This window comes from Paenibacillus xylanexedens, from assembly GCF_007680605.1.
Lineage (GTDB): Bacteria > Bacillota > Bacilli > Paenibacillales > Paenibacillaceae > Paenibacillus > Paenibacillus xylanexedens_B.
Genome location: NZ_VEIO01000008.1, coordinates 48,151 through 74,302, shown reverse-complemented (window position 1 = coordinate 74,302; position 26,152 = coordinate 48,151). Strand labels below are relative to the sequence as shown.

Sequence of the window (26,152 nt, the reverse complement as noted above, 5' to 3'; positions counted from 1 at the left end):
GAATCCTCCTCTGGTGTTAATATAAATTGAACGAAGAGGTTTACACGTAAACACTCCGATGACAGAAGAACCTTCCGATCGCTGTTATCCGCAGATTTTTTAATTACCTTTTATCAAGGTGAAAATCCGCTGATAAGCGTATGCTTTCGAAGTAGCTTTCTTGTAGAAAGCTTGTAGGCGAACGCTTCGCTTCTTCAGGTTTTTTCTGTCCTCTCCGTTAACATGTGAAAAATTCATTCAACTTATATATCGATGATTGTATAGACCTTACTTATATACGTTATTAACCGTATCGCGTTGCTTTTATGTTTGTGTCACATGAAGATTGCCAGATTGAGCAAGAGCTTGTGCAAAAAGTAGTTATTTTTTGAACGAAGGCTCGTATACATGGTAGTACAAACTGTAAAAATGATGAGGGGGAACGTGATCATGAGAAAAATCCCATCTTTACGTAAGGCATCAGCGGCAGCATTGCTTGGCATTCCTGTCGTATTATCTGGTTGTGGAATGTTCGGAGCCCAATCTTCAGAAGCGATTGATCCGCCGCCACGTATTCAGGAAGCCGCTATGATTCAGGCCGCCGAAGGCAATGGAAAGCTTGCAACACTTCCGCTTACGACCGTATATCTGCAAGACCAGCAGGGGATGCTCGCTCCAGTCTCGTTAACCCTCCCATCCGGAACCGATGTAAGCAGCCCGAAGACAGCTCTGGATACATTAGTTACAGGCGGAGCATATGCTGGAATGTTACCTGAAGGGTTCAAGGGTGTATTGCCACAAGGAACGGTCGTGCAGAATGTAACCATCCACTCCGATGACAAGCTGGCTGTTGTCGAGTTCTCGGGTAACTTTGCCAAATACGATGCCAAAGATGAGCGTAAAATGCTGGAAGCCGTGACGTGGACACTGACAGGTACGCCGGGGATAAACAACGTACAGATTTGGGTAGATGGTAAAAAGCTGAGTCAAATGCCTGTCAATAGTACACCTCTTCCTGAGCCGTTGAATCGTGCGGTAGGCATTAATCTGGATTTAGGTGAATCCTTTACAACGAACAGCAGTCCTGTGACGGTTTATTTTTCAGCCGCTTCTCCTGCTGGTGTGCAGTATTATGTTCCGGTTACACGGCTTGTGGCTCCAGGTGGCGACCGCGTTCAGGCCGCTTTAAACGAGTTGATCAAGGGGCCGGCCAAGGACGGAGAATTGGAAGAAGTGATGACAGGTGGGACGGAATTACAATCTGTTAAGACGTCTGAGGATGGCACGGTAACGGTTGCGCTGAAGGATGATATGTTCACAGAAGGGGATGTGGTACCTAGTGAGTTGTTGCAGTCCGTTGTCCTGACCACCGCGGAGAATACAGTCAGCAAAGATGCCAAAGTGCAGATTGAATGGAACGGGCAGAAAACGGTCAAAGGCGATGATAACCGGGATTACAGTGCGCCGGTGTCCAAGCCAGAATACATTAACGAGATCCCGATTTAACAGATAAAAGAGCCCCGAGGGTGCTTTTAACTGAACTCTTTGGTAAAATATAAAGGATGGTTGCAAGAAAGAACAAGTTCAACATTACAGGATGCTTAAGTCGTAGGAGGCAGAAGATATGAGATCTAACGGACGAACTAGCGAACAGCTGCGCCCGATGAATTTAACAATTAACACGAATAAATACGCCGAGGGCTCTGTATTGATTGAAGTCGGTGATACAAAGGTAATCTGTACGGCAACGGTGGAGGAACGTGTTCCGCCTTTTATGAAAGGACAGGGCAAGGGCTGGGTTACAGCAGAATACTCTATGCTTCCGCGTGCTACTCATACTCGCAACCAGCGTGAAGCGAATCGCGGCAAGCTGACAGGACGCACGATGGAGATTCAACGTCTGATTGGCCGTGCTCTTCGTTCGGTGGTGAATTTGCAGGCACTTGGGGAGCGTACCATTACGCTGGATTGCGATGTTATTCAGGCGGACGGAGGCACACGCACAACGTCGATTACCGGTTCATTTGTGGCGCTCGCGCTCGCAGTGAACAAAATTGCCCAGCAGCACAAACTTCAAGTGTTCCCGATTACCGACTTCCTCGCTTCCGTGAGCGTAGGCGTTGTCGGAGAACAGCCCGTACTGGATCTGAATTATGATGAGGACTCCAAAGCCAAAGTAGACATGAACCTGGTGATGACGGGTAGCGGGAAATACGTGGAGCTTCAGGGAACAGGTGAGGAAGCACCCTTTGACCGCCGTGAACTGAATGCGATGCTGGAACTTGGCGAACAGGGAATTTTGGAAATGATCGAGCGGCAAAAAGAAGCCCTTGGACCGATCGCGCTGAAGATTGGTTCACGTGGATTGGGTGAGGCTTAAGATGAGTCTGGACAGCCCGGTTATCATTGTTGCCACCCGCAATGCAGGAAAAGTGCGTGAATTCGCGCATGCTTTTGCTCCGCTGGGCAAAGAGGTCAAAAGCATGTTTGATTATCCGGAACTTCCGGATGTTGTGGAAGACGGTGTTACCTTTGCCGAGAATGCGTGGAAAAAAGCAAAGGCCGTCGGTGATGCACTAGGTCTACCTGTTCTGGCAGACGATTCAGGACTTTGTGTGGATTTGCTGAACGGAGAACCGGGTGTTTATTCCGCAAGATATGCTGGTGAAGGTGCGACCGACGCCCAGAACAATGCCAAGCTACTGGATGCTCTTGCTGCGCTAAAGTCAGGTGAGGATTCCCAGCAACCGCTGTTAAGTCCCGCTCGATTCGTGTGCGCACTGGTGCTTTACGATCCAGCAAGTGGAGACAAGTATGAAGCTGAGGGTTCGGCTGATGGCTGGATCACAGCTGATGCTGCAGGTGAGGGTGGCTTCGGATATGATCCCCTCTTCTATGTGCCGGAGTATGAGAAAACGATGGCAGAACTTACGTTGGAACAAAAACAAGCGATCAGTCATCGGGGACATGCGCTACGAGCACTCGTTTCCCGCTTGCAAGCATAAGCATTGAATTCATCAAGACGTTAATGGAAACAACTTTCATTCCTGTGGGGAAAAGTTGTCACTCTGTTAGCGTTTTTTTGATATGCGTTGTTAAGCTAATCAAGTGTGCTCCTTCCATGTACCTAGATATCTTGACTGATTAAGGATATTAGATATGGGGAACGTATGTTCTTTTTCCTATACCGAACAGGAGGTGGTTTGCACGATTGGGAATGGCATTGGGACTGGGGTTGGAAGAAGTTGCAAGTCATGCCGGGTATGGGTTAACATTCAGATTAGTGAAGGATGATACACCTTATACGGGAGGGATTTGGCATGCAAGAAGTGAAGCTGGTTGTAAATTACGATGACTATGAAGAAGGTATTCGAATGGAGACACTTCTTCAAGATTTGGCAGCAAAACCGGAAGCGGCTACGCTGGAAAGTCTGATCATTGGAGATTGGGGACAAGCTTATGAAAATTCTCCGCAGGAATTCAAAGATATGCTAATTCAGCTTGCACCAGGTTTTCCGGCTCTAAAACAATTGTTTATCGGAGATATGGAGTCCGAAGAATGCGAAGTGTCCTGGATTGTTCAGACGAATCTTGCGCCGATTCTGCAAGCTTTTCCGAATTTGACCTCGTTTGTGATCAAAGGCAGCAGCGGACTTGAACTGGAACCTCTCCAGCACAGCAAGCTGGAAGAATTAATTATTATCTGTGGCGGTCTGCCGAAAAAAGTGTTACATTCCATTGCCGCCGCCGAATTGCCTGAATTGCGCAAGCTCGAACTGTATCTGGGTGTGGAAGATTACGGATTTAACGGTTCATTAGAGGACGTACTGCCATTGCTTGAAAAAGGGCGTTTCCCTAAACTGGAGTACCTTGGTTTGAAGGACAGCGAAATACAGGACGAGATTGCCAAAGCTGCTGCAGATGCATCGATCTTGGAGCAGATTCAGATACTTGATTTCTCCGAAGGCACACTATCCGATGAAGGCGCGGAGGCGTTGCTTGCCAGCGAACAAATCAAACAATTAAAACATTTGAACCTGAGCTATCACTTCATGACGGACGAAATGATGGAGCGTTTTAAACAATCAGGCATGTCGGTGGATGTCAGTGACCAGCAGGAAAGTGATGAGGATGACTGGCGTTTCCCGATGCTGACAGAATAAATGATGTGGCATGAAAAGGATCTATTATTAATCAGTAACCCGGGTAACCGACGAACGGAAGGAATACAAGAAGCCAGAAGCCGAATGGGCATGAAACCCGCGACGGTGTTGTCTTATGAGAATCTGCTTCGAACCTGGAGACACGGAGGCAGTCTTGCCGAACTTGTGCAGTTTGGTTCCCCTAGCCTGCTCATTCGATTGGATGCTCCCGGGGAGGATTGGGAGGTGGAGCGCGGGCTGTTACATCTCGGGGCAACCGACTACGAAGGCTTTGGCGGTATAGTATTGAACAATCAATCGACTAGTTTTGAGGGTTTGAAGCTTAGCTTGCCAAATGACCTGATATCTTCAGTGGAACGGCTACCAGGTGAATCTTTCTCCGCCGAAGCAGCGCTCACATTAGAGCAACAATGGGGTAGAATTTATGCCCCTGCCCAATGGTTCAGAGGCTGGAAGGCTTGTCTTGACCGGATTGCCCGAGAAGCGCGTGAAGTATGGCCTGATGTGCAATTCTGGAATGATCCTGACGAGATTGGCATGATGTTTGATAAAAGAGAATGCCAGCTTCACCTCATGCGTCATGGAATTTCGGTGCCACCGATATTACCTTCTTCCGAGCCAATTCAGTGCTGGGAACAGTTGCGAGCAGCGATGGACGCCTCACGGATGCATCGCGTTTTTGTCAAGCTTGCTTGCGGCTCGGCTGCTTCTGGCGTGGTTGCATATCAGGTGAATCCGCGAACAGGGGCAGAGATTGCTGTGACAACCGTAGGTATGGAAACCAGTCAGGGTAGAACGCTCTTTTATAACGAGGGTAAACTGCAAAAGTATGCGCATCCTGGAGAGATTCGTACACTGCTGGACTGGCTTTGTGCTGAAGGGGCTCAAATTGAACGGTGGATGCCCAAAGCAACACTGGATCAGCGCGCTTATGATATTCGTCAACTCGTAGCGGCAGGGCAGGCTGGACATGCGGTCATGCGTCTTAGCCGTACACCAATCACCAATCTTCATTTACGGAATGAGCGCATGCTACCGGCGGAAGCTGGTCTGCCCGACCCACACATGTCGATTATCCAGAGAGTAGCTCGGGATACGATGTTGACTTTCCCCAATTCATGGTCGGCAGGCATTGATGTGATGCTTACCAGCGGTATGCAACCTAGAGCGTACGTGCTGGATGTGAACCCGTTCGGAGATTTGTTATACCGGGTCAAACATCAAGAGATGTCCCCTTATGAATGGGAAATGAAGCTTTTGCGAAAGGAGCCTGTTCGACATGCCTGATATGAACACCATTGTAGGCTCCCATGATATATTGATGATTACACTGGATACGCTGCGATATGACGTTGCCAAACTCGAAGAACAGCATTGCCCCAATCTGTGCGGCTCGGGTTCATGGGAGAAACGGCATACCCCGGGAAGCTTTACGTATGCGGCTCACCATGCTTTTTTTGGCGGTTTTATGCCCACACCTGCAAATACAGACAAAGCATCACATATCCGGTTGTTCCATTCTCGGAATACCGGACTTCAAACCCATCCTCATACCTGGTTGTTTGATACACCGGATATCGTATCCGGCTTTGCCGCCGAAGGGTATCGAACGATCTGTATCGGTGGTGTCATATTTTTTACGAAAAAGAATCCTCTCGCGAAAGTGCTGCCTGGTTATTTTCAGCAAAGTTATTGGCGCATGAATTTTGGGGTTACGAATCCAAGGTCAACGGAGAATCAAGTCAACCATGCCTTAAAGCTGCTTAACCAGATTGGACCAGAAGAGAAGCTTTTTCTTTTCATGAACGTTTCCGCCATTCATGGCCCCAACCGATACTTCGTTGAGGGAGCCCGAGAGGACTCGGTAGAGACGCAGCGGGCTGCACTGCGATATGTGGATAAGGCGTTAGGGCCGTTGTTTGAAGCGATGAGAAAGCGAGAACGGCCAACGTTCTGTCTTGCTTTTTCTGACCATGGCACTGCCTATGGTGAGGATGGGTATCACGGACACCGACTGGCGCATGATGTTGTTTGGACGGTGCCGTATCGCGAATTTATTTTATAAGGAGGGAAGCCGATGAGTGAGTATGCAGAGCAAACGACAGCAGGTGTCACACATTCTGCCTCCGATCCAGTAGCAAGTCTTCGTGATGTGCTGACATTCCCTTATCGTTCCTATCTGTACTCTTACCCGCATAAGACCGCATATCGTGAACTGAATCCGCCCGTTCCGTTGCAATCGCTGTGGGAGAAGGAAGATACGGAGACTTACTTTTTATACATGCACATCCCTTTTTGTGCTGCACGTTGCGGGTTCTGCAACCTGTTCACACTGCCGGACAAGCGGCAGGATAGCCATGAACAGTATGTGGATGCACTTGAACGTCAAGCGAAGCAATGGGCGCGAGTGACTTCACGTAGACCGTATTCGAGGTTTGCCATCGGCGGGGGAACACCGACATTGTTGAATGAGACTCAGCTTAGCCGGCTGTTTGACATTGCTGAACATACGATGGGACTTGATCCGTCACAAGCTTCTATATCGGTGGAGACTTCCCCTGACACCGTGACGGATGGGAAATTAAGCATCTTGAAGGAACGACTCGTGGATCGGGTGAGTATGGGGATTCAGAGCTTTATTGAAGCAGAGGCTTCCGCCATCTATCGTCCGCAAAAACCACAAGAGGTAGAACGCGCTCTGGAGAAGCTTGTTCGTTATGATTTTCCGCTATTGAATCTGGATCTGATCTATGGTTTACCGGGACAAACGGAGGAGACATGGATTTATTCCCTTGAACGTGTGCTTGCTTATGATCCGGGGGAAGTATTTATTTATCCTTTATATACACGGGAAAATACGATCGTAAAGCCAGAGGATGTTCAGCGTCAAGGACCGGATATTCGGATGCAACTATACAAAGCAGCGCGTGAACTTTTAAAAAGCAAAGGGTACACGCAATATTCGATGCGCAGATTTGCGAAGGAGCAGTCTTCTGCCAAAGCACTTTTACCGTACAGTTGTCAGGAAGAGGGCATGGTCGGTCTGGGATGTGGTGCCCGCTCCTATACGAGCGAGGTTCATTATGCTTCTAAATATGGTGTGACCTATAAGGCCACGCAAAGCATTATTGCTGATTATGTGAGCACGGAGCGTTATGATGTGGCTGATTATGGCATTGTGTTAAGCCGTGAAGAGCAGAAACGCCGATTTATTTTAAAAGCGCTGCTACATCGGGAAGGACTCATGTTGTCCGCTTACCAAGAGAGGTTCGGAACAGATGTGATGTCTGACTACCCTTGGCTGAACGAATTGTTGGTCGAAGAGATGGCATGCTTGGATGTCGATGCCGGAGGGCAAGTGCTGCGTTTGACAGAGGAGGGGCTGGGATACTCCGATGCCATTGGAGACTGGCTTATTTCTGCGGATATTCGGGAGCAGATGGAAGGATTTGTTTTCTCATGAGAGCGACCTTGTATTACCGGGGAAAGTTGTCCTCTTGTAACTATGACTGTCCTTACTGTCCGTTTAGCAAAACAGTGGATTCCAAAGAAACTTTAAACGTGGATGAACAGCAGCTTCGCCAGTTTGTAAACTGGGTGAGAGAACAGGAGATTCATGGGCATCGTTTTTCGATCTTTTTTAACCCCTACGGCGAAGCTTTGGTGAGGCGCTGGTATCGCGAAGCGATGGTTGAATTGTCACATATGGCTCATGTGGATAAGGTAGCGATTCAGACCAACCTTTCTGTAAAACTGGAGTGGGCAAGTGAGTTGCATGCAGACAAAGCGGCCTTCTGGGCAACGTATCACCCTCGTGAGACCAAAGAGAATTCCTTTGTGAACCAATGTATGACATTACGGCAGATGGGGCTGTCTTTCAGCGTCGGCACGGTTGGACTACGCAGTGCATTTCCAGCCATAGAATCCATGAGGAATGCCCTGCCTGACGATGTATATATGTGGATCAATGCGTTCAAAGATCGGCCGAACTACTACATCCCGGACGAAATCAAGTTCCTCAAGGACATTGACCCGTTCTTTGAAGGGAATTTGCAGGACTATGATAGCTTGGGTAAACGCTGTGCTGCAGGCTCGGATGTGTTTTATGTTCAAGGCTCGGGTCATGTGAAAAGATGTTATAAGGATCGACGTATCATCGGTCATCTCTATCGTGATGGTTTGCAGGCTTTGGCTAAAGACCGGCCTTGTGGTATGAAAAAATGCGGTTGTTACATCGGATACATTCATATGCAGGATTCCCCGTTCAGAGACAAATTTGGCACAGGACTGCTAGAGCGGAATCCGACCTTCATTCATCAATAAACTCATCTTTCAGTAAGTGCTTGCCTCAGACCGTAAGGTTTGTTTGCAAGTGTACTGGAGGGTGTTTTTTTATTTTCTGTAATAAAAGAAAGATTCCTAAATCCTTAGTAAATAGGTCTTGACTTTTTTTGTTGCAAATTTAATATATTTTATGTTTCAAGTTTTGGTGGTTTTGGGTTAGTATTAATTAGGAATAAAGACCTGTTTATTGAATGATATATATAATTATTATATTGTTATATATAAATTTATAGGTCTTTAGGCTTATTGTTGGGGGTGAGTGTGAAAAAGTATAAATTATTTTACATACTTGTATTGAAATTCGGGAGGAATTCAACGTGAAAAGGGTATCCATCAGTCAAAAGTTACTTATCGGTTTTTCGTCCGTTTTAGTGTTGTTGGTAACGGTTACAGCTATTTCATACTTTCAATTTGTAAGTTTGGAAAAAACGTTCACCGATTTAATCAATGATAGAACAAGCAAATTGCTTAAAATTAAAAATATGACGATTGACCTGAAATCACAACAAGTGGCTCTCAGGAATTACATCATGAAACCTGGTCAGGAGAATGAGGACGCATTTCAGCAAGCGTATGAAGATTACATAAAATTGAGCGAAGAATTAAAAGCGACAGTTACCAGTACCAATATGAAACAATATCTGGCAGACTCCGAAAAATTGATGAGCCAATATTATGATATCTCAAAAAACGTAATGTCTTTGACCAAGCAAGGGAATGTGGAAGAAATATCCCGGTTAATGGAAAATACCGTCCCGCCGCTTATAACTGAATTTGAGAATATCGTTGAGTCGATGGAAGACCATCAGCAAAAAGCAATGGATGAAGGGATCGCTGCGGCCAATGTTCAGACGGCTACGGTTCTTCGGTTAATCAGCATCCTGGGTATCGTTTCTATTATTATTGGTCTGGCCATCGCAACGGTCATCGGCCGAATGATCTCCAAACCGGTGCAGGCTGTTGCACAAGCCGCTAGCCGTATTGCGGAAGGTGACTTAACAGGGGAATCATTGAAGATTCGTAACAAAGACGAGATCGGGGAGATGGCTGAAGCATTTAATGTGATGTCCGTCAATTTGCGTACGCTGATTCATCAAGTGAATGATAGTGCAGAACGTGTAGCAGCTTCGTCGGAAGAATTAACGGCAAGTACCGAACAGACGGCTATAGCTAATGAACAAGTAGCCACTACGATGGGTGAGATCGCAACAGGGATGGATGCCCAGGTTCGTATGGTCAGCGAAGGTTTCCAGACGATGAATGAACTGGCTACCGGTTTCCGGCAAGTGGCTGAAAATACAACCGTTGTTTCCGAGCAGGCTGCTGAAGCTTCTGCCCAGACGATATCGGGGAGTGAATCCATTCGCACAGCGGTTGGTCAGATGAATTCCATTCAGAATACAGTTTCGAGCCTTGCAGGAGTTATTGAAGAACTTAGTAAACACTCGACAGATATTGTGAAAATGGTAGACGCGATTTCGGAAATATCTGCCCAGACGAATCTGTTGTCTCTTAATGCAGCCATTGAAGCTGCGAGAGCTGGAGAGCACGGCAGAGGATTCCAGGTCGTGGCTACCGAGGTTCGAAAATTGTCAGAGCAATCCGCACAGTCTGCAGGAGAAATTGTCGGACTTGTTTCTTCCATTGAGACAGGCATGAGAAATGCTGCGCATTCGATGAGCGTGGTATCTTCTGAGGTGCAGGAAGGAATACAATTAGTACACCAGGCAGGGTCTACTTTTGACCAGATTCGAACTTCAGTTAGTGGTGTTGCGGGACAAGCGCAGGAAGTGTCTGCTTCCATTGAACAGATGAATGCTGGCGTAGAGCAGATTAATGCGTCTATGAAATCAATCATGGATGTAACGGAGAACGCGGCTGCGGGCACAGAAGAAGTAAGTGCAACAACCGAAGAGCAATTGTCTGCGATGCAAGAGATTGCATCGGCTGCGAATGATCTTTCATCTATGGCGGAGATGTTACAGCAGTCTGTTGCTCGTTTTAAAGTTTCTTAAATGAAAAAAAGGTAAATATGTGAAATGCCCTGCACCATGTTGATGGTACGGGGCATTTTTTATTGCGGTTGTGAAGATAGCGAATTGAATCATCGGATCGCAACGTTATATGTTTTCAGCCAGCTATTGATTTGAGTCAAATAAGCAAACAACTGTGGCCCTGACATTAATTGTCCAAACCACGGCAGATTGGATGAGGCATCTGGTGAAGAGGCGAGATTCCGAATCTGTACTTTGTCGATTAGAGGCAGGATCGGCGAAGTTGGATCATCCAGTATTTCAAGAACCTGCTGCTTGACTGCTGCAAGATACTGCGGATTATGTGTTTTGGGATATGGACTCTTTTTACGATACAGCACATCGTCAGGCAGGACACCTTCAAGCGCTTTTCGCAAAATACCTTTCTCTCTTCCACCGGTAATTTTCATTTCCCAGGGAATGTTAAACACATATTGGATGAGCCGATGATCGCAATAAGGGACGCGCACTTCCAGACCAGCGCCCATACTCATCCGGTCTTTGCGATCCAGCAGTGTAGGCATGAAACGGGTAATATTCAAGTAAGACATAACACGCATCTGAGCCGTTTTCCCCGTTTCCCCTTCCAGTCGTGGAACCTCTGCTACGGCATCCGAGTATCGGTCTGCAAGGTAGTCGAGTGGTCTGATCCACTCCCGAATGTCTGGAGATAACAGCCCTGCTCGCATGTCGGGTGCTACAGACCAAGGGAATGTACCTGAATTCAGCATTTCATCTCGGTGAAACCATGGGTACCCGCCGAATACCTCGTCAGCAGCTTCGCCGGAGATGGCGACAGTCGCTCCTTTTTTGATCTCTTTACAGAATAGATACAAGGATGAGTCGACGTCTGCCATACCCGGCAAATCTCTTACCAGCATAGCTTGAGTAAGTGCGTGAACGAGTTCGCCATTTTCAATCTCGATCCAGTGATGATCGGTTTTGAGCTCATCCACCATCCTCTGGATCCATGGGCCATCGGCCCCGGGCTGAAAGGAATGGGCTTGAAAGTGTTTCGCATTATCCACATAATCAACCGAATACGTACTCACTTGGCCTTGCCCTGTCCGGTTGTAATAATCAACAGCCAGAGCTGATAAGGCACTGGAGTCAAGGCCGCCGGATAAAAGAGAGCATACAGGAACATCGGAAGCTAACTGGCGTTCCAGCGTATCCTGTAACAAACGGCGTACTTCAACTGCAGTCTCTTCCAGATTATGTTCGTGTTGCACGGATTCCAACTTCCAATAGGCATAGGTCTTGATCCCATTCCGGCTGTATATCATGGCGTGAGCGGGCTTCAGTTCATGAAGTGAAGAGTACACACCGTGTCCTGGTGTTCGTGCAGGTCCGACAATAAATACTTCGGCGAGTCCTTCGGGTCCTACGGCCGCTTCCACATCTGGATGAAGGAGCAACGCTTTGGGTTCTGAACCAAATATAAGTGTATCCTTTGCATTACTGTAAAACAGAGGTTTGACGCCCAGCCGGTCGCGGGCTATGAAGACCTGTTCTCTTGCGCCGTCCCATATCGCAAAAGCAAAGATACCGTTAAACTTTTCAACACATGCCGGTCCCCATTCGATATATGAGGCGAGCAGAACTTCTGTGTCACATTGAGTACGGAAATGGTGCCCACGCTGAAGCAACTCTTTTTTCAATTCGGGTGCATTGTATAGTTCTCCGTTATACACAACGGTATAGGAGTAATCTCCTTGCAAGGCATGCATGGGCTGTGCCCCGTTCTCCGGGTCCATTACGCTGAGGCGGCGATGTCCAAAAGCACAGGGGTTGGAAATCCATGTACCTGAAGCATCGGGGCCACGGTTCGATAAGCTATTCGTCATCCGAACGAGCAGCTCCGATTCCTGTGTCAAATCCCGATTCCACTGTACGAAGCCGGTTATACCGCACATGGTTTGTTCATCCTTTCTTAATCGAGTCATTCATCCGTATGTTGCCAAATTCGAAGCAACTAGCAATGTTGTCTTTTTCGTCAGAGGTCGTAACAAATATATGCCGAATGCAGGCATAAAATGTCTGTCCTCTTCGGAAACTACATGTAGGGATAACAGCCTTAAGCTGCCTGTGAAGGGGAGTACATGCAATGGACAGGACCAATTATTATGTGTCTGTCATGGGCCGCTCTGTCATACCGGATTCGTCTGTAACGTCGTATGAATGGGTGATTCAGGCAACACCGCAGGAAGCCGAACATTTACTGGGATTGCTATATCTTATGCAGGAAAAGGAAGAAGAAGCTTTTCCAGGAATGGTATTTCCCTGGCCGGACACGCCAGAACATGATGTGAATCGTGCTTATGAAACTGTTTTGCAACAGGTATACCGGGAAATTTACCGGTTAGGTACGCCAGAGACCAGGCACCAGATTGAACAAACGACATGAACAGAGTGAGCAACATGATTAGAATGAAGCAATTGAAACAATTGCAAATGATCAGAACAAAAGGAGAAGATGACGATGTATGCCATTCAGGATGCTAAAATACGCAGATTAACGGAAGTGGACGGGTTGTCTTGTGCAGAGGTTGAAGTACAGCCTGGCAACGCGGGAGATCCGTCATTACTTGTATATGTAGCTAGTACTCAGCCCGCCAATGAACTGCAAGTGGTACGTATTGTGCGGAATCACTCGGATGGAGCCATTGACTGGTATAACAACAACATGCATACCGCCTTTGAAGATGCGACGGAAACGGCATTTGAAAATAGCGAGGGCATTACGGCAGAAGAGGATAAAGCTCAGTTTCAAAGTAATTTGTTTGCTTTTGGATTGCTGGGCCCTACGCTGCAACGGTACCTGATTGGTCAGGGATAATCAGATAGCACACTTGCGCAAGTAATTAGGGTTGTGCAATCTGCAGTGATAAGCAGATAAAACGTATGTAGAGTAAAGAGTACTTATGATGGACAAACCCGCTGTAACATCACAGCGGGTTTGTTTGGATAGGGAATAGATTTTGATAGTTATTGCTAGTCTTAGTAATATTCACGCAGGACCTGAATTCCTTTTACCACATTGTATACAAAACTCAAGCCATATATAACAAAGAACAGAACGACAAACCCGATTGCTGATGCTAAACTGTGGGCTGTTATGAAGAAATACAGCAGCGGGATCGCCGCAAGGAAAGGAAAGACATGGGAGAAAAGTGCTCGCTTCGCATGTCCTGCAATGTATTCATCTCTCGCCACAATCCATACAATAATGGGAAACAGAAACGGGGCAAAAAAAATGCTGAAATAGGATAGTGATGATAAAAGTTGTCTCATAAATGTTCTCTCCTTCAATAGAATTTCATAATGTATGTATGCAACAGATTACCCAGATGGAAGGGTGCTGAATAAGTATACACTTGGTACGGGTACTATTAATAGTTCTCGTTATTACTTCAATATTACCTCAAAAAGATTAGCTTATTCGGCTTTTTGTCTAAGTATACATACTCATACGATGCTGGTTGTAATTGGGATGCATTATTAATTTTTAATAAAACTATTGCTAAAAATAGAAATCGGAGTATAATAGAGATCGTGCCGAATTTTATTATACATATTTGTCTCAGTAGCTCAGCAGGATAGAGCAACGGCCTTCTAAGCCGTCGGTCGGGGGTTCGAATCCCTCCTGGGACGTCAAAGAAAAAGCTTCCTTCGGGAAGCTTTTTTGCGTACGGGGGTATGAGAACCCCAAGATTCGTCGGAGCATTAGGTTCCGTTGCCTTGTGTGCTTAGGTATTCACTTCGTCAACTCTTACCTCGCGGCTCTGACTTCAGGAAGCAAACCGTTGCTGAAAGCTAATAAGCCATTTCACAATAAATCGGCATCTCGTCATCGTGCTAAAAATTCTAACGATCATCAGAAGCGCTATTTCCCCCATTTTCAGCGTTTTGAGATTCTAATGATCACCACAGACCTTATTTTCTCGATTTTGTAGTTCTTTTGTACTTTTTCATACGGATGTAACGAAATAGCGTTACTGAGGATCGTTAGAATTGAAGAAGGCCTTTTCTTCTACAAATAAGGCTTCTCGTGATCGTTAGAAATCAGCTCAACAAATGGAGGGCCCGGAAAGTTGATTCATAAATCAATGGTCATCTCATTACCCAATCCACCGTAATACAAAAAATACAATGGCAGTGCCGTTTTCATTACGTACACTTGTTGCTAAACAGCGGTCTATTGCTACAACTGTTTTTCCCCGCTTTGTTGGGCGGTATGAAGCATGATATGTACATATTTCTCCTACATCGAGCTAAGCTTTGGTTCTGCTTGCAATACCGTTGTTTAATTGTTTTTTCCTATGAGTTAAATAGATTAAATATATTTTATCAATAAGTGGATTTGTGCCACAATGAGGATATCAACAGCGAAAGCGACGGTGAAGCAGATGAAATCAATTAATCAGTGGCAGGCGCAAGAGTATGACAACCAATTGGCTTTTGTATCGGAGTATGGAAAAAGTCTTATTCCCTGGCTTCGTCCGACAGAAGGAGAATCTATTCTTGACCTTGGCTGTGGAACCGGTGATTTAACCCATGAGATTTCCCGGTTCGGGGTGGCGGTGACTGGCATAGACGCTTCCTCAGATATGATTGCTCAAGCGAGGAGAAAATTTCCTGAATTGGAGTTCTGGGAAGCGGATGGTCAGGAGTTCAAGACAGAGCATCCGTATGATGCGGTCTTTTCTAACGCTGCATTGCACTGGATGCGAAAGCCTCGGAATGTTGTAGACTGTGTGTGGCATGCACTGAAGCCTGGAGGACGATTTGTGGCTGAATTTGGCGGTAAAGGGAATGTGCAGATCATCGTTAACGCACTGGAGGAAGTATTGGAACGGCATACAGGAATCAAGGCTTCCGAGCGTAATCCATGGTATTTTCCGACGATTGCACAATACAGCACTCTTTTAGAAGACAGAGGTTTTGTGGTTCGACAGGCCTATCACTATGATCGCCCTACCAAACTAGCAGATGGGGAGGAAGGAATCATAGGCTGGTTGGCTCATTTTGGAGATGACTATTTTGAGGGTTTCAGCTCTGAGCAGGTGAAGGAATGGTGTCAGGAGATTAGCGAGATCGTGATTCCTAAGCTGTGGAAAAACGATGCGATCTATGCCGACTACAAACGTATTCGTATTGAGGCGTTCAAACCAGAAAATTAAACATTTAACACTTAAATTTGATGTTATATGAATTTTAGTCACTTACCTTTGAACGTTTATCTCCCATTCTTACATCGGTGAAAATCATAAAAAACCATGCCTTTCTTTCGTTGAGAAGAGCATGGTTTTTGCTTATTTTGAAACCGGAAATTTAAAATTTGAATATCCAAACGACAAAAATATACAAATGCGGATATTTACCCTACCAAAGACCCATATAAGTAATTTCTATAGCATAATGTAAGTATTTAGAAGGAATTTGTGATATTTTGGTAGAATAATTTACCAGGGGTCAAACATCTTGCAGATTGGCGGTGAACTTGGTCGAAAGTATTGCAGTGCTTCTGGCAGCAAGAATCCCATTGGTGAGGCATCTACACGAAGAAGGAGGGCATAGCCTTGAATAAACGATTGATATCTATGTTAATGAGTGTCCTTATGGTTTTTTCCCTTATCCTGCCTGCGGCCGGAGCCGCTTCTGCGGATTCCGCAATTCAACTGGATAACACTTTAAACAGCACCAAAGCAAAGCAAATGAGAGAAGTGCTTGCCAATAGGGAAGCTCGAATTGCTGCCGATCCAGTTTTGGATAAAAGCCTGAATGGTCTTGGCGGAGAGAACACACGAGTCATTGTTGAGCTTTCTAACAAACCTGTTGCTGTAGCTCAAGGCGAATCAACCCTCTCAGGAAGATCATTTACCTCCTCTATGGAAACAAAGGCTGTGACTCAAGTTGAGGACCAACAACAGTCATTTGTACATAGCCTCACTCAGAAAAAAATCAAACACGAAGTGCTGGACAATTATGCATATGCCCTTAATGGTGTAGTCCTTGAAATAAAGGGGAACCAATTGGGACAATTGCTTCAAATACCAGGCGTAGTCAGTGTATACCCTGACTATGAAGTACAGCTTGCGCCCGAGACCGGCGAAGTTAATCCACATATGAAAGATACGGCTCCTTTTATCGGTGCTCCTGAAGTATGGGATCTTGGGTATAAAGGAAAAGGAGTAAAAGTTGGCGTTATTGATACCGGTATTGACTACAATCACCCGAATCTGCGCGACGCTTATAAAGGCGGATGGGATTTTGTAGATAACGATGATGATCCATATGAAGCGACCTATCAGGAATGGAAAGCATCAGGCCAGCCTGAGCTTAATGAAAGAGGAAGCTCTTATTATACTTCTCACGGTACACACGTTTCAGGTACGGTCGCTGCTCGTGAAGCGGGAGACTATGGGGTTGTTGGGATTGCTCCTGAAGCGGATATTTATGCTTACCGTGTTTTAGGTCCTTATGGCAGTGGACAGACGTCCTGGGTACTCGGCGGAATTGACCGCTCGGTAGCGGACGGAATGGATGTCATCAACCTGTCACTTGGTGCTGAAGGTAATGATCCGAGTTATGTCACTTCGGTTGCATTGAACAACGCGATGATGTCTGGCGTAACTGCGGTCGTATCCAGTGGTAACAGCGGCCCTAATCGTTATACCCTGGGTTCACCGGGCGCTTCGGCTATGGCAATTACAGTAGGTAACTCTACAGGCCCTAGTCAGGTCATTACGGCGAATACGCATTTCTGGATCGGTGAAGAAGGTGGGGAAACGGCACCTGAGCAACAGCCAGCTCCGGATAATGAGCAAACTCCAGAATTGGGGAATGCACCTGATACGCAGGAACCTGCCGTTACACCGGTAACCGCACCAGAAGGTGAAGCGGAAGCGACTACATCGGGAGACGAAGTGGGAGACGCTGCATCTGCACAGCCTGCATCTGCACAGCCTGAATCTGATCAAGCTGAGGCCCCAGCAACCAATGCTGGCAATGAAGCAGCGGACGAAACGACTGCTCCGGCAACAGAAGCCCCAGCGAATGAGCAATCACCTTTAGCTGTCACCGAATCTGTATATCGTCTGGATGTGATGGGATGGAGTCTTGCGGCTGATCCTGAAGCGGTTTTGACAGATCGGTATGATGTTCAATTTGCGGCTCTGGGTAAACCTGCTGATTTCGAAGGTAAAGATTTCACCGGCAAAGTGGCGTTGATTCAACGCGGGGAACTTGCTTTTGTTGAGAAAATCGCTAATGCCAAAGCGGCAGGATCCGTGGCCGTTATTGTGTATAACAATATTCCTGGCCCGATTGGCGTAAGTCTTGGTGACAACTTCGACCTGATTCCGACACTGAGCATGTCGAAGGAAGATGGTGAAGTCATTAAAGCTCAACTAGACGCGGGGCAACCTGTTGAAGTAAGCTTTAGTGATTTTGAGCGCAGTCAAACACCTGGGGATGAGATGAGTTCCTCCAGCTCCCGCGGGCCTGCAAAAGTAACGTTGGATATCAAACCGGATGTTGTTGCACCGGGATCCAATATTCTATCCACCATTCCTGCTTATGGTAAAGACGAGCCAGGAGCCGATTATGCCCAAGCGTACGATCGCAAAAGTGGAACAAGTATGGCTGCACCGCATGTAGCGGGTCTGGCTGCACTGTTGCTTGAAAAGCACCCGGACTGGACACCTTTTGATGTCAAAGTTGCTTTGATGAATAATGCCAAGATCATGGACACTGCTAAATATGACGTGTTTGATCAAGGTGCAGGCCGCATTCAGGCAGTGAAATCGATTGATCCGGCCGCTTTTGTCAAAGTCATGGATGTGACTCAGTATACCGAGAGTGGCTCGGTTGTCGAGAAGGAAAACATCACAGGAAGCATTAACTACGGTAACTTCTTAAGTACGGAAGAAAAAACAGTAACCAAAACGATCAAGGTTCAGGCCTTGAACGGAAACGGCGGCGACTACACGGTGAATGTGAATCCGACTCGTACCGTTCCTGGGGTAACTGTTGCCGTTGATAAGACTTCATTCACTTTGAATGGGGAAGAAGAACTCGCTGTAACGGTTACGGTTCCTCTTGGTGTCACCGCACTAACTGAGGCACAGGGCTACATTGAAATAACAAATGGAACCAACACGTTTACAGTACCGTATGTGGCTCACTTTAATGTGACTTCAAGCGGTGTGAAATATATTGAAACGGTAAAAGGAACAGCGAAGAATCCGTTCTATTATCCGTTGAAAGCAGACGGCACGCTGGATACGTTGAACGTTGCGATGGAATTCCATAATCCAATGACGTTTGCACTGATTGAAATCTATAACGGCCTTGACCCTGAGGGCGGTTATTATCAAGATGGATATATCGGCTCCATTTTTGGGAATTATTATAACTTTAATGCGAATACAAGATACACGCTGGCTTGGGATGGTCAGTATTCCGATTACAGTACGGAAGAAGTCGCTGAACTTGCAGATGGTTTGTATACGGTAGATATTACAACCATCGGTACGGATGGCAAAACCTATAAGGAAGATACGCCTCCATTTTTGGTTAAAAAGACAGCTCCAGCAGTAACTGCTCCGCAATCATTAGACTTCAAAGCGGAGGATGCTATTGCCATTAGCGGTACGGTGGATGACTTGTATTTCCGTGTTGCGCCTGCTCTGGCCAAAGGCTGGAGCATCCAGCTTGATCCGACGACAGCGCTGAAAGCATCCTATGTCGTGAAAAAGGAAGATGGCTCCACGTTAAAAGAAGACACGTTTAATGTTCAGGCGGATGGCAGCTTCCGATATGCGTTGGAGGGTGTTGAAGGCGGAACGTACACTGTAGAGACTACCGTAAAAGACGAGCAGGGTCTGGCAGGTACAGCTAGCACAGCCATTACGGTGGAATCCGCGGAGACTGAGCCTGAATCACCAGCTACCAAAGCACCTGGAACACCTACTTTGTCTCACAATAACGGCTTTGTGAACGGTCTGTTAGGTGGCGATTATACCGTGTCCATGAACATGTGGTGGGGTGAAAACGCGACGAGCTACAAGCTGTATGAGGATGGCGTATTGGTTGATTCGCAAAAATTGACCTATAACGCGCCTTGGGCACAGTTCGCTCAAACGAAAATTAAAGGCAAAAGCAATGGCACCTACACGTATGTCGCCGAGTTGGCCAATGATAAGGGGGTAACGCGCAGTCAGACGCTGACGGTGCGGGTAGCCGATGCATTGCCTGGCAAAGCGGTGCTCTCTCATGATAACTGGGATGTGGACGGGAACTACAAAGTGATGATGAACTTGTGGTGGGGAACAAACGCAACCGAGTATCGTCTCTATGAGAATGATGAGTTAATTGATACACAGTCACTCAAAGCGACAACACCACTGCCTCAATTTGCGATAACCGCAGTGAAAGGAAAAGCATCGGGTACGTATACGTATCGTGCTGAATTGGTTAACGCTGCCGGGGTGACAACCACCAATACCATTACGGTGAAGGTGAAGTAATGGCAGTAAGAGCATATTGTTTGGAAAAGTAAAGCCCTCGTCCGTCCCGGCATAGCCGGTGACCAAGACGACATCAAGATATGAGAAAAGGCCTCCACCTGTTAAGCGTACAGGAGGAGGCCTTTTTCTTGTATTTGCTTGCAGGGAAGGATAGATATCCGATCTCCTGGTGGACTTTTTTTATAAAACTAAGAAACGGTTCGGTCTTTGCTCGCCTGAAGGCCTGTCATAAGCAGTCCGATCGCAAGAAGAACCTGTACGAGCAGGGGGAGAGACCATCCACGGGTCCAGTCATGCATTAAACCAAACAGTAAAGGACCTCCCGCCGCAAGCATGTACCCAAAGGATTGAGCCATTCCCGAAAGACTTGCTGCCTCTCGCGCATGACGCGTGCGAAGGACGAAAAACATCGTGACCAGACCAAAGGAGGCCCCGGCACCAATCCCGGCTAGCGCAACCCCGATGGTGACGAGAACAGGAGCATCGCTGAATAGTAACGCATATCCGATGATGAGGCATAAACACGTTAAGGTGGTAAGAAGCCGTTGATCCCGTGTTTTTCCAGCCAGAATCGGCACGACAAAGGTAGCAGGTACACTAACCATTTGCATCAGAGACAACATCCAGCCAGCTGAGGCAGCGCTAAAACCTTGATCCGCAAGAATCTCGGGAAGCCAAGTTATCGTTGTATAGAAGATTAACGACTGAATGCCCATGAACAACGTCACGAACCAAGCAAGAGAAGAAGCTCGTAAACGTGTGGGTGCGTTCTCGCTCTGGGAAGTGATATAGAGCATCTGTTTGCGCCCTCTCCGTGCCTGCGGGAGCCATAGAAAGACAGCCAGTAGGGATAGAATGGCCCATACCCCTAATGAAGCCCGCCAACCAAGCGAGGAGGCTTCTGCCACGGGCACGCTAATACCCGAAGAGATGGAGGCGAACATATTCATCGAAACGGAATACAGCCCGGTGACAATGCCGACTCGTAACGGGAAATCACGTTTAATCAGACTGGGCAGGAGTACATTGCTAAGGGCGATACCGCATCCCAGAAGCGCTGTTCCTGCATAAAGAGCCAGAACGGAAGGGAGTAGTCGCAAGGTAACTCCGCTGGTAACAATAATGACAGCAAGCAGGAGGGCGGTCTCCAGCCCAAAACGTTTGGCAAGGCGCGGAGCAAAAGGGGAGACAGCTGCAAAAGCGATCAAAGGCAGTGACGTTAGCAATCCAGCCATCGTATGTCCGATACCGGTATCCGAACGAATTAAGTCCACGACGGGACCAGTGGCTGTAATGGGCGACCGCATCGTAGCGGCGATAACAATAATTCCAGTGAGTAACAGGCCGAATCTTTGAGATGTTTGTTCAGACTGTTGTTCCTTCCCGGAAGGGACGGAATGCTGTTGTTGTGTAGGTGAGGACATCATTAATCTCCTGTTTCTGAATATATATTTAAAGCAAGGTATTAAACCAAACAAAGTACAACTTCGCTTCTAAAGGAAGTTGATATGTATGGATTGGTACAATGTTCATTAAGCAAGCATAACATTGTGTGTCATATCGGGCAATGGAGAGTGAAACTTAACAAATGGTCGGTCTGCTCTTTCTGATAGTTTTACATTAATATTACTAGTTGAATTAAGTCATGTGGGAGATTTTAGTATTTTGTGAAGTGCTTAGCGCGGACTGTCCCCTAACATGACTAGAGTAAACTGTGATGGAGTTGGAGTGAAATCGTAAGGATTGAGCAAGAAAATGAGATATTACTAACGAAGGTGTCGAAAGATGGATAATGGGGAGTTGCTCAAATGTATCATGGGAAAATCGCAAATTGTCTCAATATAGATACTTAATTCTAACAATCACGAGAAACCTTATTTGAAGGAAAGAAAGCCTTCTTGAATTCTAACGATCCTCAGGAACGCTATTTCGTTAAATCCGCATGAAAAAGTACAAAAGAACTACAAAATCGAGAAAATAAGGTCTGTGGTGATCATTAGAATTTCAAAACGCTGAAAATGGGGGAAATAGCGCTTCTGATGATCGTTAGAATTTTTAGCACGATGGCGAGATGCCGATTTATTGTGAAATGGCTTATTAGCTTTCAGCAACGGTTTGCTTCCTGAAGTCAGAGCCGCGAAGTAAGAGTTGACGAAGTGAATACCTAAGCACACAAGGCAACGGAACCTAATGCTCCGACGAATCTTGGGGTTCTCATACCCCCGTACGCAAAAAAGCTTCCCGAAGGAAGCTATTTCTTTGACGTCCCAGGAGGGATACTCTCCTTCCAGTCGAGACTGCGAAGCGAATGCTATCGATGCGGATGCTTCGACGAACCTTCGGGGTTCTCATCCCCTGTACGCAAAAAAGCTTCCCGAAGGAAGCTATTTCTTTGACGTCCCAGGAGGGATTCGAACCCCCGACCGACGGCTTAGAAGGCCGTTGCTCTATCCTGCTGAGCTACTGAGACATGGAATTTTTCAAGCAAAAATGATTATATCATACGTGAAAAAATATATCAAATGTTTTATTTTAAGCTTGTTTTCATATATGATATTTGGCGGCCGCAACGTTTTTTTCTTTCTAATTAAGGTTATGTTAGAATATCAGAAGAACTCAGAAAATAGATCCATATTTCCTTGATATATATCTATTCACGGTCGATTTGGGCTGGAGATTCAGGAACAGAGGAGGTGCCCCCATCAAGGAATCCACAACCCCGGAAACCGAGCACAACAACAAAATTGTGTTGTTTCCAAAAACGTTGGACTATTACCAGATACAGTTGACGGTTATGCTTGAAAATGAACGTTACGGTGAAGCAATGGACTTGCTTCGCTTTTTGTTGCAATGCCAAGGACAGGAAGAACGTCACTATGACGAGTGGAGAGCGTTGCTGGAGTGGTTGCAGGCTGCTTTCCCACAATATGAAGAATCAGAAATGCAGACCATTCGAGAAGAAGAGGAAGAAGACATCAGCGAAGAAGAGATGGCAAGGCAACACGCCAGGTCGAAACTTGCTCAGGACGATGGTTACGCAGACAAGTTGCTCGGGACGGTTATGGAAGGCCCACTATCTGAACAGACGATGCTGGCTCTAGAACAACTGGCATTTTTGGACGTTCCGAAAGTGGATGAAGAATTGATCGGGTGGCTGCAAACGAAGGTGCTTCATCCTTTATTACAATTCAGAGTCATGCAAACCCTGCGTCGTCGAGGGGTGCAAGACATCATTCATTTCACTAGAGGTGACGAAGAAGTAGAGATTGATATCGCTAACGTTCCACTTAAACCGGAAGAATTTCCACTTCAGATTGTGCAGATTCTGGAACGGGTGGCAGACCAGACGGAGGTTCATGAACCTACGCTCTTTTATTTTGCCCAGGAACTGTGGATACAATATGTTATGGCGGTCTATGGAACACGGGATTACCAGTCCATGCTCGAGCAAAACGATGCTATGGCAGACATTTGGGCGGCTGCGCTACATATGACGGTTGCAGACAGTCTGGGAGGATCGCACGATGAAGAAAACACACGCTCGATGTACGCTGTGACAGGTGCAATGAGGTTTCGACTGGAGCAGGCGTATCGCTCTATGAAACAGTTTGTTTCCGCCGGTTTGGACGGTCATTAAGAGACGGAAACGTTTACCTTAAACCGTATCAAGGGATTCCCCTTGAAAAAGAATGTAAACTTGTTTATACTAAAATGGTTATTTTGTGCGTGATCGCCTACGTGAACATGTGAATTTTGGAGGGGAAAGTATACAATGAAAGCAACTTGGGAAAAGATAGAGAAGAACCTTGGGGTTCTTGAGGTTGAAGTCGGTGCAGAGCGCGTAACGGAAGCACTCGACAAAGCTTTTAATAAAGTAGTAAAACAAGCAAACGTACCTGGATTCCGTAAAGGTAAAGTGCCGCGTCCGATCTTCGAAGCTCGTTTCGGAGTGGAAAGCCTTTATCAAGAAGCAATCGACATTTTGCTTCCAGAAGCTTACACAGAAGCGATTGATCAAACGGATATCTTCCCGGTAGATCGTCCTGATGTGGACATCGAGCAATTCGGTAAAGGACAATCCTTCAAATTTAAAGCGAAAGTAACTGTGAAACCAGAAGTTACCCTGGGTGACTATAAAGGAATCGAAGTTGCTGTAGCTAAAGGTGAAGTAACGGATGCAGAAGTTGCAGAAGAGCTGGAGCGTTTGCAACAGCGTCATGCTGAACTTGTTGTAGTTGACGAAGGTGCTGCAGCGAACGGCGATGTTGCTGTAATTGACTTCGACGGTTCTGTTGATGGTGTACCTTTCGAAGGTGGACAAGCTGAGCGTTACTCCTTGGAACTGGGTTCCAACACATTTATTCCAGGATTTGAAGAGCAAGTAGTGGGTCTGTCCACTGGCGACTTCAAAGACGTAGAAGTGACTTTCCCAGAGAGCTACCATGCAACGGAGCTGGCTGGCAAACAAGCCGTATTCAAAGTGAAAGTCCATGAAATCAAACGCAAACAACTTCCAGAACTGGATGATGAGTTTGCTAAAGATGTTAGCGAATTTGATACTCTGGAAGAGTACAAAGCTGACCTCAAAACACAACTGGAATCCCGTAAAGCAGACGAATTCAAAGCTGCTCAGGAAAACGCAGTTGTAGAAAAAGTAGCTGAAAACGCTGAAGTGGACATCCCTGCTGCAATGGTTGACAGTGAAGTACAGAACATGATGCGCGATTTCGACAACCGTCTTCGTAGCCAAGGCATGAACCTTGAAATGTTCATGAGCTTCTCCGGTCAGACTCAAGCTGACTTGAGAGCACAAATGCAAGACGATGCTTCGAAACGTGTTCGCAACAACCTGGTGCTTGAAGCAGTAGGTAAAGCGGAAAACATCGAAGTTTCCGATGAAGAAGTGAACCAGGAACTCGAGAAAATGGCTGAATCTTACAAGCGTCCTGCTGAAGAGATCCGTGGCATCCTCGAAGGTAACGGTTCCCTGGAGAGTCTTCGTGATGAAGTTAAATTGCGCAAAACAATCGAAGTTCTCGTTGAGAACAGCAAAGTTGTTGAGCCGGTTGAAGCTCCAGCCGAAGAAGCTGCTGCAGAAGCTGACGAAAAATAAGACAAGCTGTGTGATTATGACAGCTATATAAACGATAAGGCACGTGAGTCATTGCGTGCCTTATTTTTAAATTGCGACATCCATTTTATAGAAAAATGAGTGTTGATATGGATTCTCATTCATTTTATTGCAAGGTGCCCATTTTCCGTTGATTTCAAACCTTTGTTCTTGGATGGAAATAAAAAAATACCAAGACGGCATAGGATCGATGTAATTTGCACATACATAGAAAACATGGTTAAATATGATCAGGCTACATCGTAAACATCCCTAAGATCACGTGTTTTCTGAAAAATGACATTGTCAAAGGAACATGTTAAAATGATTTTGGGTTTGCTTTACAGTCAGCCTATGTCTAATTACATGTAGAAAAGAGGTTGGTCTCATGAGTCTGGTGCCAATGGTTGTTGAACAAACCAATCGAGGCGAGCGTTCTTACGATATATATTCACGTTTGCTGAAGGATCGCATTATTTTTCTGACCAGTGCGATTGATGACGATGTAGCCAATCTTGTCATAGCTCAGCTTTTATTTTTGGCAGCCGACGATCCTGAGAAGGATATCAGCTTGTATATTAATTCACCTGGTGGTTCTGTTACGGCAGGGATGGGTATATACGATACGATGCAATTTATCAAGCCGGATGTATCGACCATTTGCGTAGGTATGGCAGCAAGCATGGGCTCTTTATTGCTGACCGCAGGCGCTCCGGGCAAAAGATATGCGCTTACGAACAGCGAAGTGATGATTCACCAGCCGCTTGGCGGCGTTCAAGGACAGGCTGCGGACATTAAAATTCACGCAGAATGGATCATTAAAACTCGTCAGAAACTGAATCAAATATATGTTGATCGTACAGGTCAGCCCCTTGATAAAATTGAGCGGGACACAGACCGTGACTTTTTCATGAGTGCGGAAGAAGCGAAAACGTACGGCATTATTGACCAGGTGCTCAGCAGACCGATCAATTCCTAAAGGGGTGGTTT

General features: G+C 46.3%; 19 protein-coding genes and 2 tRNA genes. 17 read left to right on the top strand and 4 right to left on the bottom strand.

The features are described from left to right. The first annotated feature begins 429 nt into the window (after positions 1-429). The 9 genes from FS818_RS23890 (at position 430) to FS818_RS23850 (ending at position 10,501) form a co-directional block, all read left to right on the top strand. Positions 430-1,485, top strand: a complete 1,056-nt coding sequence (locus FS818_RS23890; protein WP_145335353.1) for a GerMN domain-containing protein — start codon at positions 430-432, stop codon at positions 1,483-1,485. A 118-nt stretch (positions 1,486-1,603) separates the two neighbouring features. Then, complete coding sequence (gene rph, locus FS818_RS23885) at positions 1,604-2,359, top strand: ribonuclease PH (protein WP_090919178.1); 756 nt, start codon at positions 1,604-1,606, stop codon at positions 2,357-2,359. Between the two features lies 1 nt (position 2,360). Next, positions 2,361-2,984: an XTP/dITP diphosphatase gene (locus tag FS818_RS23880; RefSeq protein WP_145335351.1), complete on the top strand. Its 624-nt coding sequence runs from the start codon at positions 2,361-2,363 to the stop codon at positions 2,982-2,984. Positions 2,985-3,299: 315 nt separating this feature from the next. Beyond that, the gene (locus tag FS818_RS23875) at positions 3,300-4,142 is read left to right on the top strand and encodes an STM4015 family protein (RefSeq protein ID WP_145335349.1); all 843 of its coding nucleotides are present in this window, start codon (positions 3,300-3,302) and stop codon (positions 4,140-4,142) included. Further along, the gene (locus tag FS818_RS23870; protein ID WP_145335347.1) at positions 4,143-5,429 is read left to right on the top strand and encodes an STM4014 family protein; all 1,287 of its coding nucleotides are present in this window, start codon (positions 4,143-4,145) and stop codon (positions 5,427-5,429) included. It abuts the gene before it with no gap. Further along, complete coding sequence (locus FS818_RS23865) at positions 5,422-6,207, top strand: STM4013/SEN3800 family hydrolase (protein WP_145335346.1); 786 nt, start codon at positions 5,422-5,424, stop codon at positions 6,205-6,207. Before FS818_RS23870 ends, FS818_RS23865 begins: the two co-directional genes overlap by 8 nt. A 12-nt stretch (positions 6,208-6,219) precedes the next feature. Next, positions 6,220-7,605: an STM4012 family radical SAM protein gene (locus FS818_RS23860; RefSeq protein WP_145335344.1), complete on the top strand. Its 1,386-nt coding sequence runs from the start codon at positions 6,220-6,222 to the stop codon at positions 7,603-7,605. Next, on the top strand, positions 7,602-8,465 hold the full coding sequence (locus FS818_RS23855) for an STM4011 family radical SAM protein (protein WP_145335342.1): 864 nt from the start codon (positions 7,602-7,604) through the stop codon (positions 8,463-8,465). The genes FS818_RS23860 and FS818_RS23855 overlap by 4 nt, the downstream gene beginning before the upstream one ends. Before the next feature lie 338 nt (positions 8,466-8,803). Next, entirely contained in the window at positions 8,804-10,501 is a 1,698-nt protein-coding gene (locus FS818_RS23850; RefSeq protein ID WP_145335339.1) for a methyl-accepting chemotaxis protein, read from the top strand. Between the two features lie 89 nt (positions 10,502-10,590). Here the strand turns inward: FS818_RS23850 and asnB are convergent, their stop codons facing one another. Beyond that, positions 10,591-12,435, bottom strand: coding sequence for an asparagine synthase (glutamine-hydrolyzing) (gene asnB / locus FS818_RS23845; RefSeq protein WP_145335566.1), 1,845 nt, complete (start codon positions 12,433-12,435; stop codon positions 10,591-10,593). A 191-nt stretch (positions 12,436-12,626) separates the two neighbouring features. Here asnB and FS818_RS23840 point away from each other — a divergent pair, with 191 nt between their 5' ends. Continuing rightward, positions 12,627-12,926, top strand: coding sequence for a hypothetical protein (locus FS818_RS23840; RefSeq protein WP_145335337.1), 300 nt, complete (start codon positions 12,627-12,629; stop codon positions 12,924-12,926). A 75-nt stretch (positions 12,927-13,001) separates the two neighbouring features. Beyond that, positions 13,002-13,358 carry a hypothetical protein gene (locus FS818_RS23835; protein WP_090919153.1) on the top strand — a complete coding sequence of 119 codons (357 nt, stop codon included), beginning with the start codon at positions 13,002-13,004 and terminating at the stop codon, positions 13,356-13,358. Between the two features lie 161 nt (positions 13,359-13,519). On the opposite strand, the gene FS818_RS23830 is transcribed toward FS818_RS23835, so the two are convergent. After that, positions 13,520-13,813: a magnetosome magnetite crystal formation protein family gene (locus FS818_RS23830; RefSeq protein WP_145335335.1), complete on the bottom strand. Its 294-nt coding sequence runs from the start codon at positions 13,811-13,813 to the stop codon at positions 13,520-13,522. 286 nt (positions 13,814-14,099) lie between these two features. Here FS818_RS23830 and FS818_RS23825 point away from each other — a divergent pair. The 3 genes from FS818_RS23825 to FS818_RS23815 all read left to right on the top strand — a co-directional run bounded on the left by FS818_RS23825 (position 14,100) and on the right by FS818_RS23815 (position 20,052). After that, positions 14,100-14,173: transfer RNA gene (locus FS818_RS23825), tRNA-Arg, on the top strand. Positions 14,174-14,928: 755 nt separating this feature from the next. Next, positions 14,929-15,702, top strand: coding sequence for a class I SAM-dependent methyltransferase (locus tag FS818_RS23820; protein WP_145335564.1), 774 nt, complete (start codon positions 14,929-14,931; stop codon positions 15,700-15,702). A 399-nt stretch (positions 15,703-16,101) separates the two neighbouring features. Beyond that, positions 16,102-20,052, top strand: a complete 3,951-nt coding sequence (locus FS818_RS23815; RefSeq protein WP_145335333.1) for a S8 family serine peptidase — start codon at positions 16,102-16,104, stop codon at positions 20,050-20,052. Positions 20,053-20,240: 188 nt separating this feature from the next. On the opposite strand, the gene FS818_RS23810 is transcribed toward FS818_RS23815, so the two are convergent. Then, complete coding sequence (locus FS818_RS23810; RefSeq protein WP_145335331.1) at positions 20,241-21,476, bottom strand: CynX/NimT family MFS transporter; 1,236 nt, start codon at positions 21,474-21,476, stop codon at positions 20,241-20,243. Positions 21,477-22,448: 972 nt separating this feature from the next. Beyond that, a tRNA-Arg gene (locus tag FS818_RS23805) sits at positions 22,449-22,522 on the bottom strand. Between the two features lie 294 nt (positions 22,523-22,816). On the opposite strand from FS818_RS23805, the gene FS818_RS23800 reads away from it, so the two are divergent. From FS818_RS23800 to clpP, 3 genes are all read left to right on the top strand, one after another. Then, a complete protein-coding gene (locus FS818_RS23800; protein WP_397351810.1) occupies positions 22,817-23,689 on the top strand; it encodes a hypothetical protein in 873 nt (290 codons plus the stop codon). Positions 23,690-23,824: 135 nt separating this feature from the next. After that, positions 23,825-25,165, top strand: a complete 1,341-nt coding sequence (tig, locus tag FS818_RS23795; RefSeq protein ID WP_145335329.1) for a trigger factor — start codon at positions 23,825-23,827, stop codon at positions 25,163-25,165. Positions 25,166-25,550: 385 nt separating this feature from the next. Then, on the top strand, positions 25,551-26,141 hold the full coding sequence (clpP, locus tag FS818_RS23790) for an ATP-dependent Clp endopeptidase proteolytic subunit ClpP (RefSeq protein ID WP_090919143.1): 591 nt from the start codon (positions 25,551-25,553) through the stop codon (positions 26,139-26,141). The last annotated feature ends 11 nt before the right edge of the window (positions 26,142-26,152 follow it).

What these genes read in the sequence shown, in the direction of transcription:
- FS818_RS23890 (WP_145335353.1), top strand. Translation starts at nt 430, where the DNA reads ATGAGAAAAATCCCATCTTTACGTAAGGCATCAGCGGCAGCATTGCTT.
- rph (WP_090919178.1), top strand. Translation starts at nt 1,604, where the DNA reads ATGAGATCTAACGGACGAACTAGCGAACAGCTGCGCCCGATGAATTTA.
- FS818_RS23880 (WP_145335351.1), top strand. Translation starts at nt 2,361, where the DNA reads ATGAGTCTGGACAGCCCGGTTATCATTGTTGCCACCCGCAATGCAGGA.
- FS818_RS23875 (WP_145335349.1), top strand. Translation starts at nt 3,300, where the DNA reads ATGCAAGAAGTGAAGCTGGTTGTAAATTACGATGACTATGAAGAAGGT.
- FS818_RS23870 (WP_145335347.1), top strand. Translation starts at nt 4,143, where the DNA reads ATGATGTGGCATGAAAAGGATCTATTATTAATCAGTAACCCGGGTAAC.
- FS818_RS23865 (WP_145335346.1), top strand. Translation starts at nt 5,422, where the DNA reads ATGCCTGATATGAACACCATTGTAGGCTCCCATGATATATTGATGATT.
- FS818_RS23860 (WP_145335344.1), top strand. Translation starts at nt 6,220, where the DNA reads ATGAGTGAGTATGCAGAGCAAACGACAGCAGGTGTCACACATTCTGCC.
- FS818_RS23855 (WP_145335342.1), top strand. Translation starts at nt 7,602, where the DNA reads ATGAGAGCGACCTTGTATTACCGGGGAAAGTTGTCCTCTTGTAACTAT.
- asnB (WP_145335566.1), bottom strand. Translation starts at nt 12,435, where the DNA reads ATGTGCGGTATAACCGGCTTCGTACAGTGGAATCGGGATTTGACACAG.
- FS818_RS23840 (WP_145335337.1), top strand. Translation starts at nt 12,627, where the DNA reads ATGGACAGGACCAATTATTATGTGTCTGTCATGGGCCGCTCTGTCATA.
- FS818_RS23835 (WP_090919153.1), top strand. Translation starts at nt 13,002, where the DNA reads ATGTATGCCATTCAGGATGCTAAAATACGCAGATTAACGGAAGTGGAC.
- FS818_RS23830 (WP_145335335.1), bottom strand. Translation starts at nt 13,813, where the DNA reads ATGAGACAACTTTTATCATCACTATCCTATTTCAGCATTTTTTTTGCC.
- FS818_RS23820 (WP_145335564.1), top strand. Translation starts at nt 14,929, where the DNA reads ATGAAATCAATTAATCAGTGGCAGGCGCAAGAGTATGACAACCAATTG.
- FS818_RS23810 (WP_145335331.1), bottom strand. Translation starts at nt 21,476, where the DNA reads ATGTCCTCACCTACACAACAACAGCATTCCGTCCCTTCCGGGAAGGAA.
- tig (WP_145335329.1), top strand. Translation starts at nt 23,825, where the DNA reads ATGAAAGCAACTTGGGAAAAGATAGAGAAGAACCTTGGGGTTCTTGAG.
- clpP (WP_090919143.1), top strand. Translation starts at nt 25,551, where the DNA reads ATGAGTCTGGTGCCAATGGTTGTTGAACAAACCAATCGAGGCGAGCGT.